General features: G+C 55.6%; 12 protein-coding genes and 1 pseudogene. 2 read left to right on the forward strand and 11 right to left on the reverse strand.

What is annotated here, in order from left to right:
• Positions 1-76: 76 nt before the first annotated feature.
• Positions 77-1,474, reverse strand: coding sequence for an ATP-binding protein (locus DCH402_RS16315; RefSeq protein WP_040002273.1), 1,398 nt, complete (start codon positions 1,472-1,474; stop codon positions 77-79).
• Between the two features lie 2 nt (positions 1,475-1,476).
• Complete coding sequence (locus DCH402_RS16320) at positions 1,477-2,157, reverse strand: response regulator transcription factor (RefSeq protein ID WP_040003670.1); 681 nt, start codon at positions 2,155-2,157, stop codon at positions 1,477-1,479.
• A 234-nt stretch (positions 2,158-2,391) separates the two neighbouring features.
• Here DCH402_RS16320 and DCH402_RS22920 point away from each other — a divergent pair.
• Positions 2,392-2,622 (forward strand): annotated as a pseudogene (locus DCH402_RS22920) (HlyD family efflux transporter periplasmic adaptor subunit); the annotation flags it as partial.
• A gap of 169 nt (positions 2,623-2,791) precedes the next feature.
• Here the strand turns inward: DCH402_RS22920 and cysM are convergent.
• The 4 genes from cysM to DCH402_RS16345 form a co-directional block, all read right to left on the reverse strand.
• The gene (cysM, locus tag DCH402_RS16330) at positions 2,792-3,673 is read right to left on the reverse strand and encodes a cysteine synthase CysM (protein ID WP_040002275.1); all 882 of its coding nucleotides are present in this window, start codon (positions 3,671-3,673) and stop codon (positions 2,792-2,794) included.
• An 88-nt stretch (positions 3,674-3,761) separates the two neighbouring features.
• Positions 3,762-4,661 (reverse strand): Dyp-type peroxidase, encoded by a 900-nt coding sequence (locus DCH402_RS16335; protein WP_012770946.1) that lies wholly within the window; start codon positions 4,659-4,661, stop codon positions 3,762-3,764.
• Positions 4,662-4,895: 234 nt separating this feature from the next.
• Positions 4,896-6,191, reverse strand: coding sequence for a cytosine permease (locus DCH402_RS16340; protein ID WP_040002276.1), 1,296 nt, complete (start codon positions 6,189-6,191; stop codon positions 4,896-4,898).
• 14 nt (positions 6,192-6,205) lie between these two features.
• Positions 6,206-6,883, reverse strand: a complete 678-nt coding sequence (locus DCH402_RS16345) for a helix-turn-helix transcriptional regulator (protein WP_040002277.1) — start codon at positions 6,881-6,883, stop codon at positions 6,206-6,208.
• A 295-nt stretch (positions 6,884-7,178) separates the two neighbouring features.
• Between DCH402_RS16345 and DCH402_RS21630 the strand changes: the two genes are divergently transcribed.
• Positions 7,179-7,466 carry a helix-turn-helix domain-containing protein gene (locus tag DCH402_RS21630; protein WP_071604728.1) on the forward strand — a complete coding sequence of 96 codons (288 nt, stop codon included), beginning with the start codon at positions 7,179-7,181 and terminating at the stop codon, positions 7,464-7,466.
• Positions 7,467-7,555: 89 nt separating this feature from the next.
• Here DCH402_RS21630 and DCH402_RS16350 read toward each other — a convergent pair whose 3' ends face one another.
• From DCH402_RS16350 to DCH402_RS16370, 5 genes are all read right to left on the reverse strand, one after another.
• The gene (locus DCH402_RS16350) at positions 7,556-8,830 is read right to left on the reverse strand and encodes a glycosyltransferase (RefSeq protein WP_200864858.1); all 1,275 of its coding nucleotides are present in this window, start codon (positions 8,828-8,830) and stop codon (positions 7,556-7,558) included.
• 427 nt (positions 8,831-9,257) lie between these two features.
• On the reverse strand, positions 9,258-9,851 hold the full coding sequence (locus tag DCH402_RS16355; protein WP_040003673.1) for an RpoE-regulated lipoprotein: 594 nt from the start codon (positions 9,849-9,851) through the stop codon (positions 9,258-9,260).
• Between the two features lie 243 nt (positions 9,852-10,094).
• Positions 10,095-11,756, reverse strand: coding sequence for an ABC transporter ATP-binding protein/permease (locus DCH402_RS16360; RefSeq protein ID WP_040002278.1), 1,662 nt, complete (start codon positions 11,754-11,756; stop codon positions 10,095-10,097).
• Positions 11,753-14,527, reverse strand: coding sequence for a M16 family metallopeptidase (locus DCH402_RS16365; RefSeq protein WP_040002279.1), 2,775 nt, complete (start codon positions 14,525-14,527; stop codon positions 11,753-11,755). Before DCH402_RS16365 ends, DCH402_RS16360 begins: the two co-directional genes overlap by 4 nt.
• Before the next feature lie 99 nt (positions 14,528-14,626).
• On the reverse strand, positions 14,627-17,197 hold the full coding sequence (locus DCH402_RS16370; protein WP_040002280.1) for a TonB-dependent receptor plug domain-containing protein: 2,571 nt from the start codon (positions 17,195-17,197) through the stop codon (positions 14,627-14,629).
• Positions 17,198-17,213: the final 16 nt, after the last annotated feature.

The raw sequence follows: 17,213 nt of genomic DNA on the forward strand, positions 1-17,213 counted from the left end.
ATGATTCAGGACGCCAAATCGCCACAGGGCAGCGGCTGTTTTGGCGTCAACTCGCTACAGGAATCAGTAAGCCAGGCTACTGCCAGCGAGGAATGCAGATATCGATCTGCAACCCGCCCTGCTCGCGGTTTTCCGCTTCAATACGGCCGCCATGCGCCACTACCGCCTTGCGAGCAATCGCCAGCCCCAGACCATAGCCTTTGCCCGACTGCGGCGAATCAATGCGCATGAAAGGGTCGAAAATACTGGAAAGCTTGCTTTCCTCCACGCCCGGCCCGCGATCCGCCACGCCGATGCACCACTCTTTTTCATCCCGGGACAGCGTAACCAGCACCTGCTGACCACGCGAAGAGAAACGCAACGCATTGCGAACGATGTTATCCAGCGCATGTCGCATCAGCTCCGCTGAGCCTTTGACGGTGTAATCGTCGTAATCGCCACTACTCAGCGCGATCTCCACCCCCGGCACCTGCGCTTCGTAACGTGCATCGTTAACGACCGCGTTCACCAGCCCGAGCAAGTCGAAATACTCTTCGTTGTTGACTGCGTTGTTTTCGGCACGGGACAGCGTGAGCACTTCGCCGATCATCTTATCCATCCGCTCCGCTTCACGCTCGATGCGTTGCAACGCGTTTTCCACGTTGTCTGGGTTCTGCCGCGCCAGCCCTATCGCCAGTTGCAGCCGGGCCAACGGCGATCGCAATTCGTGGGAAACGTCGTGCAGCAGTTGCTCGCGCGCACTGACCAATATCGACAAACGACCAACCATGGCGTCAAAATCGCGCGCCACGTCGCCTATCTCATCATGGCGGCGACGCATCGACGGATAAAGCCGTACCGACAGGTCGCCCTGCGCAACCCGCTCGAAACTGGCCCGCAACCGGCTCAATGGGCGCGCCAGATTCCAGGCCAGCATACCGCTGAACAACAAGCCGCCCAGTGCGCCGATCCAGATCATCGGCGGTGGCAAATGCAGGAAAAACGGCAGCGGTACCGGGACATCCTTCGGTATGACATCATGCCGCCAGCGAGTGGTATCGAAGCTAATCCGGTAGCGCTGCCCGTCGGGGCCTTCCACTACCTGCTTCGGTGCCTGCTCCAGTTGATCCGGTAATCCACCCGGCCCAATCCCCGGCGGTTCTGGCCGCTCAGGCGGTCCACCCGGCATCCCGATTCCCGGTAGCGAGGTATTCCCAGCCATATCGTCGTTATCGCCGATAATCGAAACGTTGATATAAACACGTTCGTTCTTCGGCCATTCACCCAGGGTACGCCCCAGCTCAGCCATTCCCCCCTGACGCAGCGCCTGTGCCGCCAGCGCCATTTGCAACGACATAGTATGTTTTCCCTGACGCACTTCCGGCGGCTCGGGGTGTTCGCCGTAAAATGAGAACCCTACCCACAATAGTTGTGAAATAACGAAGAATGTCAGCCACAAACCGAGCAGGATCTTCCAGAACAACCGTCCATGCATAATTAACGGATCCGGTATCCGACGCTGCGCACCGTCTCGATGGTCAGGCTACATCCATCCAGCGCCGCCAGTTTTTGACGAATATTGCTGATGTGCACATCCACGCTGCGGTCATACGCTTCACGGCGACGTCCCAGGCATTTCTCCGACAGTTCATCCTTGGTCACCACCCGTTCGGACGAGCGCATCAACAGCTCCAGAAGATTGAACTCCGACGCAGTAAGATCAAACGCCTTGCCGCGCCACTCGCTGCTGCGGGCGGAAGGGCTGATCGCCAGCTCACCATAGTTTATCGTCCCGGCATCCTCGCTTTTTTCCACCTTGTCTTCATAACGACGCAACACCGCGCGCAGGCGCGCCACCAACTCACGTGGATAGCAGGGCTTCGGCACATAATCGTCTGCCCCCATTTCCAGCCCGATCACGCGATCAATATTGTCGCCCTTGGCCGTCAACATAATGATGGGAATCGAGCGGTTGCGGCGTACCTGTCGCAGAACGTCAATCCCGCTCATGTCGGGCAACATAATGTCCAAAATCATCGCGGTGTACTGATCGGACATGGCGCCGTCTACCCCCTCCTTACCGGTCATTACCTGTGAAGTGCTGAACCCTTCCGCCGTGAGGTATTCACACAGCATGTGCCCCAGTTCAGCGTCATCGTCTACCAGTAAAATTTTCATACTTTCATTCCCATACATTGTTACCACTCCTATTGTCAGGGCTGGTAGCAATCTGCGCAGCACCATTTACGGAATCCTTACCTTTTACTGTTCAAAACATAACTCATGCAAAGCCGGATGACGGGTATAAATATACGCGGCCCCTGTTTCACTCTTCGCTCTACGCCGCATGTTTGTTTTGGTGATTTATTCAGTCAAGGATGCTTTCGTTTTGATGAAATTCCGCTTTCGATCTCGCCGATAGCGGGAACGGTGGTCGCTCTGCCGGTCGAACAGGGGCAAACCGTTAACGCGGTGCAGAGCACGCCGACTATCGCTAAAGCTAAAGTCGCCACTTTCGATACTATGACCATTGAAGCCAAAATCTCGAAAGCCGACGTTATCAACGTCAGAACCGGCATGCCGGTGTGGTTTACTATTCTCGGCGCCCCGAATAAGTGTTATCAGGCGGTGCTGCACGCCATGAGCGCCCAGCGGATACGTACCTTCTCTGACCATGCAGGGGATCATCATCGGCGTCGCCACCCGTAAATAGTTCGGCTTCGGCGTCATGAACATCATGCTGGTGTCGGTAACTGACCGTACGTGGGAGATCGGCGTGCGTATGGCCGTCGGCGCGCCGCTGGCGGGCGCGTCAGCCAAACACGCCGGTAGACAGATAACGATCGCCGCGGTCGCACACTACGGTAACGATCAGACTGCCGGGCTGTTCGGCGGCAACGCGCAACGCCCCCGCTACCGCACCGCCGGAGCTGACGCCGCAGAATACCCCTTCCATCCGCGCCAGTTGCTGCATGGTCGTTTCCGCCTCCTGCTGCGACATATCCATAATCCGGTCCACCAGTTGCGGCTGAAAGATACCCGGCAGATAATCCGGCGACCAGCGGCGGATCCCCGGTATCTGGCTACCGTCTTGCGGTTGCAGGCCAACGGTACAGACCGTATCGCTCTGGCTTTTCAGGTAGCGGCTCACACCGGTGATAGTGCCGGTGGTGCCCATGCAGGAGACAAAATGGGTGAGCCGGCCCTGCGTTTGTCGCCAGATTTCCGGGCCGGTGGTGGTGAAGTGCGCCAGCGGATTGTCCGGGTTGTTGAACTGGTCGAGCAGTTTGCCCTCGCCCGCCTGCGCCATCTGCCGGGCCAGATCACGCGCGCCCTCCATCCCTTGTTGTTGGTTGACCAGCAGCAGCTGCGCACCGTAGGCACGCATTGAGGCTTGCCGTTCCAGACTCATATTTTCCGGCATCAGCAGCTTCAAACGGTATCCTTTCATGGCGGCGACCATCGCCAGCGCAATACCGGTATTACCGCTGGTGGCTTCAATTAACGTATCGCCCGGCGCAATCTCGCCCCGACGCTCCGCCTGCCGGATCATCGACAACGCCGCCCGATCCTTCACCGAACCGGCCGGGTTATTGCCCTCCAGCTTCAGCCAGATTTCGCTGCCGGTATGCGCAGCCAGACGTTGTAATTTAATCAGCGGCGTATTGCCGATGCAGTGTTCAAGCGAGGTCACATTCTTCTCTCCGCACGACGCCGGGCGTCACCAAAAAAACAGGCACCGCGGTGCAGTGCCTGTCTGTCTGTAGCTAAACCGGATTCTGTTATAGCGATAGCAAACGATCAAGCGACGGCGCGAAGAAGTAACTGCCGCTGACGGCGCGGGTAAAGCGCAGCATATCGTCGCGTTTGCCGTCACGATCGCCGAACATACTTAGCAATTGCTGTTCAATGTTGTAAAGACGGGCGCAATACGCCGCGAAATACAAACCGTGTTTACCGCTGGCGGTGCCGTAAGGCAGGCTCTGACGCAGGATTTTCAAGCCTTTGCCGTCTTCTTTAAGATCAACCCGACTCAAATGCGAGGTCACCGGCCGCGACTCAGACGACAGCTCTTCATTGTCTTGCTTGGTGCGGCCGATCATCTGCTCTTGCTGTTCCACACTGATGCGATTCAACTGGCGCAGATTGTGCTCCCAGCGCTGAACAAACACGTAACTGCCGCCTTCTCCCGCCTCGCCATCCGGGATGATGGCGACACCATGTCGGGCATCGCCCTGCGGATTTTCAGTGCCATCGACAAAACCGCTCAAATCGCGATCTTCAACCCAACGAAAACCGTGGGTTTCCTCTTCGATGTTGATGGTATTGCCGAACGACGCCAACACCGCCTGCGCCAGCGAAAAGTTGACGTCATGGCGCAGCGACTGGATATGAATCAGCATGTCGCGCTGCGTTGCCGGCGCCAACCCGTTACCCAGCGGTGTGAAGGGTTTGAGCTCCTGCGCGCTGTGGTCGCAATCCAGCTCGCACCAAACGTCATAGCCAAAAGCAATCACCGCACCGAGCCCCGCATCGGGGAAACGTTGCTGCAACTCGCTCAGCGCCTGGCAAAACTTCTTGCACCCCTGGCGGATGGCATCAAATTCACCCTGTACCATAGCCTCCATGAAAATGGCAAAACGGCGATGCTCCAGCAAAATACCGCTTTGAATTTGTGTCATCTGTTGCTTCCTCACTCGGTGCAGTTTTTTCCACCCCGGCAATGATGCCGGGCTGCTATCTCAATGCTGCGATATCAATAAAAACGCGAGGCGTGGTCACCACGCCCCAATTGGATTCACATGATATCAAACGATGTTGACGATAACAGGATAACCTTACCAATAAAGGTGGAAAGCGCAGGCGACTGTTTTGGCAACGCCTGAGTAACCGGATACAAGCTTACCTGCAGCACATCACTCGCCGCGATTCGCTTTCATGGCCGGGAATGTCACCATGATTAGCCCGTACAGCACACTGGCCGCCAGCAGCGAATTCAATGCCGGGATCCCCCATGCGGTGAATAATCCGACCGCACTTCCCACCAGACTTGCCAATATCGCAGACCACCCGACATCCGGCGTGCTATCTGCATCCGGCAGTTCGCCACGTCGGCGACTTTCGTCCAACTGCGCCCGGCTGGTACGCAAGATATAGTAATCCACCAGCATCACCCCGATGATCGGCGGGAAAAACACGCCCAGTAAAGTCAGAAAATCCACAAACCGATCCAGAATGCCGATCACCGATAAAAAGGTACCGATAAGCCCGATCAACAACGTGATGGCTTTGTAGCTGAGTTTTCTGCCGGTGACGCCTTCTACGGCATTGGCGATACCTAATGACGAGGAGTACAGATTAATGTCATTGATGCGCAAGGTGGAAAAAATCACGGTAACCAGCCCGATTCCCCCTGCCGTCTGCGACATGATGGTGACGATATCCGCCGTATTCAGCGCTCTGGCAATCAAAATCGCCAGCCCATTAACGACGAACTCGCCGATAATTATCGACAGCATCGTTACCCAAAAAACATGCCGTCCGCGACGGGAATAACGCGTCATATCAGGCGTGATCAGGCTGGCTACAATACATCCCCCTACCACCATAGTCGCCCCGGCGCTCACCGAAATCGCCTCGCCCGCTCCCCCGGTTTGCAGTAAGTCGGTAATATTGTGCCCGGTGAGCGTCATGGTCGAAATATAGCCTACGACCATGATAAACAGCGGCACCGCAATTCTGGCGGTATAACGCAAGGCGCTAAAGCCAAAGGTGACCAGAAGCGTCAACGCACAACCGGAAAGGGCCGCGGACCAGCCGAACCCCAGGCGATCGCCCAACGCAAAATTCAGTGACTTGGCAAACACCGCGTTTTGTACGCCGAACCACCCCAGCAGGCTGACGGCGATAATGGCACCGATAAATACCGCGCCGAGCCGGCCAAAACCACACCAGCGCGCCAGCAAACTACCGGATAGCCCTTCCTTCATGCCCGCATAACCCAGCCCCAGCGTCACCACGCCAAAAATCGCACTGCCGATGGTAATCGCCAGAAACGCGTCGCCGAGCGTCATCGAATGCCCCAGCACCGCTCCCAGCATGAACTGGTCCAGCGCGGTCAACATACCAATATGCACCAACGCAACAGTGAAAAACGGCAACCGAACCGATGTCGGCACCCGGCTTACCGGATAATCCTCAAGGTTTTCCATATACCCGTCTCTTGCTAGATGAATAAGATGCCCTTGGTCAGCAATGAGTGAGGTATAAAGCCATCCAGTCCTTGTTGATAGCAAAACTCTTCAAACTGATTGAACGAATGTACGCCAGCTTTTTGATACATATTTTGGATCCTGTTTTCGATCGTCCGGTTGGACAGGTTGAACTTCTTCGCTATTTCCTTGCTGGAAAAACGCCGCAACACCAGAAAGAGCGTATCCAGTTCAGCGCGGGTGAACAGTTCGGTCGTTATGTCGGTTTTCAGTACCGTGGGTTTACGCCGGTCAATATGAACCAGCGGCGACAATGTGGTCATCGGCCGGGCATTCCATAAAATGCCCACGCACTCTTTTTCTGGATTAAACAGCGGAATTTTTTCACTGATATACGGCGACAGTTCTGTTTTGCCAAACCAGTAATGGGTTTCAATGACGGTAACCCGCTCGGCACAGGTCTCCGTTCGACGATCGTGCTCAATAAAATCACCGGACAATTCCGCCCAGGCGAGCGGAAACTCCTCATCGGCTTTGCCTTCAATATCAAAACGCACCGGCGTATTGGTGTAACTGTACGCGGGCATGTTCATATACACATGACGAGACGCCAGATCCTTGATTCCCCACGGTTCATTGAGCCCATCCAGAACGGGAATTAACGAGCGAAGATAATCCTGCGTATTATTCATTACAAAAACATCCTGTATATAAAACACTCAATTAAATATAAAAATCAACAAGGGAATTAAATTCATATTGTAATTTCACAAAATAAAATAAAACACAAAAATAATAACATCAAAAACTATTAATAAGATCGGTTATTAAGAAACCCAATCCCTTCACTTATCATAGAAAACCACATGATAACGAAAATTTATAAAATAATTTTTAATTCAAGAGTATTTTTTACCTATATAAATATGTAATAGTAAGTATCTGTCACAAAAAATAGCAATCAGTCACAACTACCGAGGATAGAAAATGCGCGTAAGGAGAACAGACTGGCACTCAGCCGACATTATCGCTGCATTAAGGAAGAAAGGGACATCACTCTCAGCGGTTTCGCGAGAAGCCGGATTAAGTTCCAGTACATTGGCAAACGCCTTATATCGCCCCTGGCCGAAAGGAGAATTGCTGATCGCCGCTGCATTAGGCGTTAATGCGGAAGAAATATGGCCAAGCCGTTATTATGACCCTCAAACTAATACGTTGGTTGACCGTAAAAAACTGATGCGCAATTCAGCCGGCAAATCCCGAGTACCCGCCTGAATATTCGTCAATGCCGACTCGATAATTCGCTATCCCCGTCATACTTCACGTTGCAGGTATGACGGGTATACATTGCAGTGTAAAAACGCTTACTTAATGGCCCCAACCTCCTCTGCGATCGCCTCCAGCGCATCATGACGCGCGCAATCCGCCTGAACCCAACCTGCCCGCTGGGTATAGCCGGGTTGTTCGAGGATGCGCATCACCGCGTCGGCAATCAGTTGCTCGCCCGGCGTGCTGGTGCCGAGATTGAGCCCACAGCCGGCAAACACCACTCTTGCCGCAGTTTCCAGCTTGTCTTCTCCCGTACCGGCCACAATCAACGGCACACCGTGAGACAAGGCCGCGTTAAGTGAACCGTATCCCCCATTGGTGATCAGCAGCGCCGCCCGCGGTAACCAGTGCTCCAGCGAAACAAAACGGCACACCCGTGCGTTTTCCGGTGCCGAAGCGGCCAGCTCTTCTACCGGCCGGCCGCCGGTGGTCGCCAGCACCCGAACGGGCAGGTCGGCCAGCGCGCGCAACGTCGGGCCAATCAACTGTTGTAGGTCCACATTCGCCAGCGTTCCCTGCGACACAATAACCAACGGCCGGGTATCCTGAGGTGGCCACCACGCTTGTTCCGCCTCCTCTTCGGTCACTTTCAGCGGTAACGGCCCCACAAAGCGTACACACGACGGCAAATCATCACGGTGATATTCCAGTTCGGTGGTAGACAGTTGCAGGAAACGGTCACAGCCGCTGATCAGCGCGTCGGCAAAGGGGACGGTTAGCGGCGGTTTCCCCGACTGCACCATCACTGTATCAAACGCCTCTTTCACGCCGGCGATCAGCTCGCGGGTTTCCTTATCGATCAGTTGCTCGCGGGTCAAATCCGGCGGCAACAACGCCGGCGGAATACGCGGCCCGTAAAAGATCGAATCGCGGGAAGAGAAGGACAGCGGCGTCACGCCGATGCCGATCACCGGTGGGCGATCTTCACTGGCCAACAACGGCAGAATGCCGTAGAAACAGTTTTCCGCCATCACCACGTCCGCCTGAGTTTGCGCCAGCACCTGACGTAACTGGCGGTCGATTAACGGGATAGGCGCAGAGAAGAATTCACGCAATGCCAACGCCATCTGCGCGTTGCCGGGCGGCAGGGTAGCGCGTTTGGGAAAATGGCGTTCCAGATAACGGTAGTCAAAATCGATCTCTTCGTCGAAGGCGATAAAACCAACACCCGCGGCCTGCGCCTGCTCGCGAAACAGCGCGCCGCTGAACAGGGTTACCCGGTGCCCTTTGGTTAGCAGATGACGAGCGATGGTCAGCATAGGATAAACATGCCCCGGCGTTGCCACCGCGGCCATCAGAATATGGGACATTAAAACTCCTTATAGATCATCTCGGCGTGGACCCAAACCCCCTACGGATGTACACACCAAACTTCCTGTACAAATGATATTCGCAGCCAACAGCGCCGCCATCGGCTGCCTGCCACACACAAATCTGTATGCATATTGCTATGTTAGCGTCAGGCGGGCACAGATACAGTACCGGATACGATCCGGATCATATTCAGAAGAAATGAAAAATCAGCAGGGGAAGAGTGGATAAAACGATGACGATAAGTCATAAAAGCAGTGAATGATCAGGAAATTTTTCAGTAACCCAGCACAGATAAAGCACCAAATTCTTTAACAAAATTCAACAATAAATCTGATGAACATTGCATTGCAAGCAGAACAGAATGGTAACGGGAGCCGGGATAGCCTCACACCGGCTCCTGAATTTAAAAATGATTCTTATGAATTATTCCCGTCCCTGCGCGTGCCAGACAATCTTGCTGACCTTCCAGCTCTTGAGAATGTCATCAGGCGGCATCAATCCTTCCGGGCCGTTCCAGTCGCCGGAGAACAGGTAACTGACGTGTTTCCCTTGCGGCGCCACGCATTCTACGCTGCGGGCATCGGCTAACCCTTGCCCCGGCTGGCAAACGCCAAACGCCTTACTGTAAAGCGAACTGAACTCATCGCCGATTTTTACGCCCCACTCGCTGGCGATTGCCTTGTCCATCACCGCCACCTGTTTTACCTGGCCCTTCGGCGCGCCGCTGATTTCCAGCCGAACGCTGTCATCCTTCAGCGCTTCATAGATCGAGACCAGTTTGCCGTTGCGGGTTTCCATGCCGCCGCGCAGGCGATAATCGCCGTCCAGCGCCTGCTCCAATGCCGACTCCAGCATCGGTGTTGCGGCATTAATCTCGCCGACGCCCGCATCCGACACCGTCAACCGATGACCGAACCAGTTGAACGGCGACAAACTGGACCAGGAAAAACTGGAAAGGGTGCTGCACCCTGCCAGCAACAGCGGGAAAACCAGAAACAACGGACGCACTTTTGTCACTCTCGACTCCTCAACATAAAACGGTGCCGACTCACCCTGGGCCGGCGCGATCATCACGCCGGCTGTTTGAGTCCGCCTCAGGCAGAAAGTGCCGTGAAAATTTGCGCGGGTTACGCCACGGCGCACAGATGGGCGCCAAGATTACCATTGTTCAGGCTGGCCGGGGACCATTTCCGCCTGAATAAAACGTTCCTGAATAAAACGTTCGTCAGATAAAAACGCCGCCGGCCAGTGGGTGAACGATCAGCGAAACGCCGCCAGATCAATGTGGTAGTGAAACAAATCGGCCAGTTCCTGTTGGTGAGTGACCGCAATCACGGTGCAATCCGGCAATGCCTGACGGATGACTCCCAGCAAATGCCGTGCAGCCTGCTGATCGAGATGACTGGTGGCCTCATCCAGATACAGATGGTCCGGGCGATTGATCAGTGCCCGCGCCAGCGCCAGCCGTTGACGCTCGCCGCCGGAAAATACCCGATCCCAGTTCATCTGCTGCTGCAACCGGTCGCCCCAGTCGCTTAATCCAACCTGATCCAACACCTGACGCAACGCCGCTTCATCATCCAGCGGCGCGCGCGGATAACAAATCACCTCCGCCAGCGTCCCCTGTCCCAGATAGCTCTGCTGCGGCAACAACAGCGGCGTACCGCGTCCAACCTGCCAGCCGCCTTCGTAATAGGGCCACAACCCGGCCAGCGTACGCAACAGGGTCGATTTTCCCAGCCCGCTGTGACCGGAAAGGCGGTTCCAACTGCCGGGAGCGCACTGGAAGGTGACGTTACGCAACAGCGGTTGCCCCTGCGGCGTGGAGAAACTGAGCTGCTCGACATGTAGCCGTTCTCCTCTCACCTGCGGCATCGCCGTATCCTGATGCGCCTCGATTTCCCGCCGGAACTGATCCAGACGCGTCATACTGGCAGACAGCTCCACCAACGAGTAGTACACCCGAATAAACCAGCTCAGTGCGCTATGTACCTGCCCGAACGCGCTGCGAATCTGCATCAACCCGCCCAGCGTGACCGTCTTGCTGAGAAACGCCGGCAGCGCGGCAAACACCGGTACAATCAGGCTAACGCGGGTATAACCGACGGTGAACAGGCCCAGATTACGCTCGGCGTTCATCAATGAGCGCCAGTTGCTGACAATCGAAGAGAAATAGCTGCCGAGCTGGCGTTTCTCCTGCCGCTCGCCGCCGTACAGTGCAATCTGCTCCGCACTATCGTGCTTACGCAGCAACGAGGCGCGGAAATCCGCTTCCGCCTGCTGTTTATGGTAATTGATGCCGTGTAGCCGTTTGCCGATCCACTGGGTAATCAAACTTCCCAGCAGGGTGTAGAGCACGGCGACCCATACCAGATAGCCGCTGACGGTGATGCTGTGCCCCCACAGCGTAAACTGCTGCACCCCGGACAAATCCCACAGGATTAACAGGAACGAGCACAACTGGGCGAAGGTGATGATAAACGACACCGACAACCGCACCGTTTGGGTGACGAACAGGTCGACATCCTGCGCGATACGCTGATCCGGGTTATCCACCCGGCCGCTTAACGACAGGCGATAAAAGGCACGCTTCGCTAGCCAACCGTCGATAAACGCCGCCGTCATCTGCTCACGCCAGCGAATAATCAACAATTTGGTCAGCCACTCCTGATACACAAAGATGCCGATATAAATCAGGATATAGAGGCAATATTCTTTGATCAGGCGGTAAAGCAGGCCGCTATCGAATGCTCCCAGCGCATCATAAAAGGTTTTGCTCCAGTCATTGATGCGGACGTTGAGGTACACAATACCGCCGCCCATCGCCACGATTGCCGCCAGCAACAACCAGCATTGCCAGTAACGCCGGTCAAGCCAGAATGGACGGCATAACAGGGCAAACGCCTGCAGGAACGTTCTCACGATTTTTTCTCCTGCGGCAGCGTGATATACAACATCTGATTTTGCGGATGCCACAACCGCGACGCCGCATCGCGCACCGCATCAAAGGTGATCGCCGGCACCAGGCTGTCCAGTTGGGTCAGATAGCGGGGATCGTGATAATGGCGGTAACTCAGTATCAGCCGGGACATCAGGGTGGTGCTGTCCTGCTGACGGGCACGTTCGCTGTGAATAAACTGCTTACGTTCCTGTTCGACATCCTGCGGCATGATGCGTGTCGCCAGCGTTTCCAGCACCTGCTGGGCATTGCGTCTCAACTCCTGCACACGCTGCGGCGAGGTGGTAAAACGCAGCACGGTTTCGATACGCTGGCTCTTATCATTCAGGCGGCTTTCCATTTTCAGGTTATAAATTCCCTGCGCATCATCCCGCAGGCTGGCCTTGAGATAACGCGCCGCCAGCCGGGAAGCGATATTCACCTGCACCGCCTGCTGCGGCGTCCATGTCTGCGGCGAGAAACTCCACAGATAAACATCCGCCCTCGGTTCCAGATTGATGGCGGAAATACGCTCGCGTTTCCCTTCCAACGCCAGATGCTGGGGGCTTTCCCCGCCGGCCTGACGAGGCAGCGAAGCCAGATAGCGCTCCACCAGCGGCCGCAATTGGTCTGCCGGTAAGTCCGCCAGCAGGTAATAGGTTACCGGTGCCGCCACCGTCTGCCGCCACTGTTGCGTCAGCTGTTCTCTGGTCACGGCATCCAGTTGTTCCGGGGTCGGGAAAGGCATACCGGTTTTGCCAAACTGCAATTCGGCACTCTCCCGCTCCCGCAGCTCACTAATGCTCTGCTCGCGAGTGACCTGCTGACGTTTCAGTTCCGCCAGGCTCTCACGCAGATCGCCTTCGTCGATCCCCGCCGAGCGGTTCATCACGTGATACAAATGCAGCAACGCTTCCAGCTTGTCCGGACTGACGCTCCCGCTCCAGCGCAGCTCATCCGGCTGATAATCCAGACTGAGGGCCAATTTGCGTGCTTTTTCCCACTCGTTCAAATCGCGGCCTTTCCAGCCTGCCGGCCCGCTTTTGCTGAACAACTGGGCGGCAAGCTGAGACAGCCACGGCTCGCGCCCCGGCGCCATAAAACCGGCAGGCGACAGCACGGTCAGCGATACCGTTTTGCCGGCCTGATGCGTACGCAGCCACACCAGACGATCACCGTTCGCCAGTTGCCACTCTTCTACCTTCTGTTGCGGGAACGGACGCACAGCGGTGACTTCGCCGTGGCCTTCGGCCGGCGGCAGTACCGGCGTGACCAGCGCCACCGGCGGCTGTAGCGGCGCCAGCTCGCTTTGCGCGGCCAACTGGCGCTGCTGCTCAATCGCCGCCGCTGACGGCAGCGTGAACGGCAGGCTACCGGGAACACTGAACTGAACCAGTTGATCCGGCGACGACAACCAGCGCTGCAGGCAAGCGTTAATATCATCGGTCGTGATGGTTTTCAGTACGGCCAGCGCCTGTTGCGCCACCTGCTGCTTGCCGATGTAAGGACGATCTTGTTCCCAGGATGTCACCCATTGTCGCACCCAATCAGAGAACTCGCGCTGTTCCGGCGTCGCCGCCAGCTTCTCTGCCGATTGGCGCAGCGTCTCCTTGATGGCGATGATATCCGGCTCATGGAGCGGATAGCGCTGCAGACGGGCAATTTCCTGCAGCACGGCGTTGACCCCTTGCTGATGGCCGTCCGGCAGCACCGAAGCAAACAGCCCCAGCGCTACCGTGGTGTTACCGATATCGGACTTGCGTACCACCAGACTGCTGACTGCCGGGGACGAAGAGAGCGGCTGACGCTGCACCTGCTTGCTCAGGGCATCCAGCGTTACCTGGTTAATCAGGCGACGGCGCATGCCCTCCTCTCCCGTCGCTTTGGCCGCTGCGTCATCAAAGCGAAACACAAACGATATCTGGCTGACGCTGCTCTGGCTGTCTTGCAAGCGCACCACGTGCAATTGCTGGCGCAACGCCGGCTCATACGACTCCCGCGCAGGGATCGGCGTATCCGGCAGGTTCCCCATCGCCTGCGAAATCGCCTGTTTTACCTGTTCGGGCTGCAGGTCGCCTATCACCATCAAGCGCATATTGCGGGGGTGATACCAGCGGTCATAAAAACGGTGCAGCACCGTCACCGGCGTGTTCTGAATCGAGGCTTCAGTGCCGATGACCGGGCGATCGGGATAACGGGAACCATGCCTGATGGCGGCGACCCGCTGCTGATTCATGCGCTCCGCCACCCCGAGCTTACCGCGCCACTCCTCCAGAATCACCTGACGCTCGCGCTGCCAGTCTTCCGGTTCGAAACGCGCGTGTCCGGCAATCTGCGCCAAAACATTCAGAGCCAGTCCCAACGATGGCTTGCCGGCCGGCGGACTCAACATGTACACCGTGCGCTCGTAATTGGTCATGGCATTGTAGTGTTGACCACGAATCCAGCCCTGTTGACCCAGCGTTTTCGCTAATCCAGCCGGATAATCTCGGGTCGCGCGAAACACCATGTGCTCTACCATATGCGCCACGCCGGATTCGCCGTCCTGCTCATCCAGCGAACCCGATTCGACCAGCAGCCGGATGTCCAGCCGTTGCTGTTGCCCGGACAGCGGCACAATGGTGTAACGCAGACCGTTGTCCAGTTGCCCTTCAGTGATCACCGGTAACGGGCTGGTGACGGTTTGCGCTGATGCCAGCGTACTGAATAGACAAAAACCGATTATGCCTATCCAGCGGGAAGTCATTTTTCTCATTAATCACTCAATCATGGATACATAAAACAGACGGGATATCTCAGGAAAACATGGCGTTATTGCCGGGAGCGAGACCTGCCCGCTCCCGGCTTCAGGCCATTACCAGTTGTAAGCCACGCCCAGCCAGAACTGACGACCCAGCTTGTAGGTCACCGTATTGCCGGTAGACTCCTGCGAGGTGGCGATCACGTTGTCGAGCACGTTGATCACATCCAGCGTCAGGTCCAGCGACTGGTTTTTGTAAGTCGGCAGCGAGTAGTTGAAACGCCAGTCATAGGAGAGGTAGTCCTGATATTTGCGCTCGGTATACAACGTAGCGCTGCCACTGTAATCGCCACAGGCGCTGACGCTGCTGGTACTGCCGGAGCAGGTCACGCTGGTGGTGCGGTAGCCTTTGTAGCCCGAGGTATAGGTGAGGTTATGATCCCAGTTCAGACGAACGGCCGGGAAATAGGTGTTGATGTTCAGCGCAACCGACCACGGCGTATTGTAGTCAAGTGCGTCCATGTCCCGGCGATCGGTCAGGCGTCCTTTAAAGATCACCTTGTTGTCGTCCATGTTGCTCTGGTCGTAATAAGTCTGTGAGCTGGTCTTGTTATCCGCCATGCTGGCGCTGAGACCCCAGCGAATGTCGGCGTATTTCAGTTTATACGGGCTGATGGGCTCTACCGTCAGCGACACTGTGTTGCCTTCGGTGCGGGCGTCGTTGGTCAGGTAGTAATAACGCTGACCGCTGTCATCGGTTCTGTTGGCGCGGCCAAACTGGTCGCGACCCTGACGGTTCACCCATTTCAGCGTCCAGACGGTGTCATACACCCGCTGCGACAGCCCCAGCGACAACTCGTCACTGTACGGCGTTTTCAGGTCGGAAATATCGTAGTCATTACTGCCATAGCTGGTCGCGCTGCTAGTCCAGGCGCTGCCGGCGTTGGTTCGATTCTGCACCACCGACTCGTTGATTCCGGAACGCAGTTTGTACGCCAGCATATTCTGGGCGTAGTAACGATTGGCTCCACCGAAAACACGGGTAGCGCGATCGCCAAACACATCGTAAGAAGCCGCCAGACGCGGGGCGAGATTCAGGTTTTTCAGGTAGTCGTCATATTGCAGGCGCACACCCGGCGTCACCTCCAGATTCTTGTAACTGACGCTATCCTGCAAATACACCGCATAATTCACGTAGTTGCCTTCCACCTGACGCGCTGGATACAGCGTGCGGCTGCGGAAATACTGTTCACGGTTGATACAGAAGGCATCGCCGGTCTGGCACACGACGCTGGTGCTGATGGTCGGCGTGTTGCGGCTGGTATACACATCGCTAAAACGGCGGTATTGGGCGTGGTAAGAATCCACCTGCCAGCCCATATCGAACTGATGGCTGGTTCCCCATAAAGCCAACGGGTTTAATTCATAATCCTGTTTGAAGGTGAAGGTCCGTTTCTCGGTGGCATACTTGCCATAGCCGCCAATCCCCGATAGCTGCGAGGTATTTCCCGCCACGCCGGTTCCCCAATCCACCACATTGGACACAAACCGGGATGTCCGGTTATAGCGATACCAGGACTGATAAGTATCCGATTCGTGTTCAATGCGGTTTTCCTCAAACTGATACCCCGCCAGACTGCTGACTTTCCCCCAGTCTGCGTTGTGTTCCCATTCGATATTGCCGCGATAGCCGCCGCCGGTATTGGTATAACCGCCGTTTTTAATGTCTTTTTTGTAATAGCCGGATTCATGCGGTGCGTACATCCCGGTCAGGCGAAAAATATCGCCGTTATCGGCCAGATAAGTCCCTTTAAGCAAGTAGGTTTCCGCTTCACGGGTCTGTTTTACCCATTCATCCATCACACTGTTGTAAAACGGAATGGTCGACTGCTGACGGTTATAGGCAAAAATAAATCCGGCCTTGTCGCTTAATGGCTGATTAAAGGTTGCGGAATAAAAATTCTTACGGAATTTCGGCTGATAATAGAGCTGGCTGGCGGAATAAAAATCGCCTTCAATATCGTCGTCAATATGATAACGGGCCCAGCTGTCGCGGGTGGTGCGGTAAGAAATCTTGCCGGAAGCGCGATCCAATTTTGGGTCTTTTAATTTGGCGTCAACCACGCCGCCGGTAAAATCGCCATATTTCGCGGAGATATTGCTGTCGAATACCTGTAACTGCTCGATCAACTCTGAGTTAATCCAGAATGATTGCGCACCGCCGGCGGGCAGGTCTGTTGGGGAATAACCGTCCGGCGTATTAGTCAATTGGCCGTTATTGGCTCCGGGGTTAATCACATTATTATTGGATAGCCCGTCAATCATGTAGTTATTCTGGTAAAACTTTTCACCATGAAAAGACACATTTTCCGGCGCTAATTCACCCGGCGTCATACTGCTGTCAAGATCATTTGAGAAACGGACGTTTGGGTTGGAGCGCAATAATTCAGTAACGCTGCCGTTACGGGTCGGCCGACGCTGAATCTGCTCGCTGTTAATAATCTGCGTACCCATACTCTGGCTGGTGGGGGTAGAACGGACCAGAATGGTATCTTCATCGGCGTGTTTCTTTTCTGCCGTCGCCGGTTTATCGGTAGCAGTATTTTCTGTTTGATCTGTCTGCCCGGCAACCGTAGCCGTTGATGATACGCTAAGTATCATCATCAAATAGAGATGCTTATTCATGCAGTTATTTCCTGTA

The sequence above is a fragment of the Dickeya chrysanthemi NCPPB 402 genome, assembly GCF_000406105.1.
Taxonomy (GTDB): Bacteria; Pseudomonadota; Gammaproteobacteria; order Enterobacterales; family Enterobacteriaceae; genus Dickeya; species Dickeya chrysanthemi.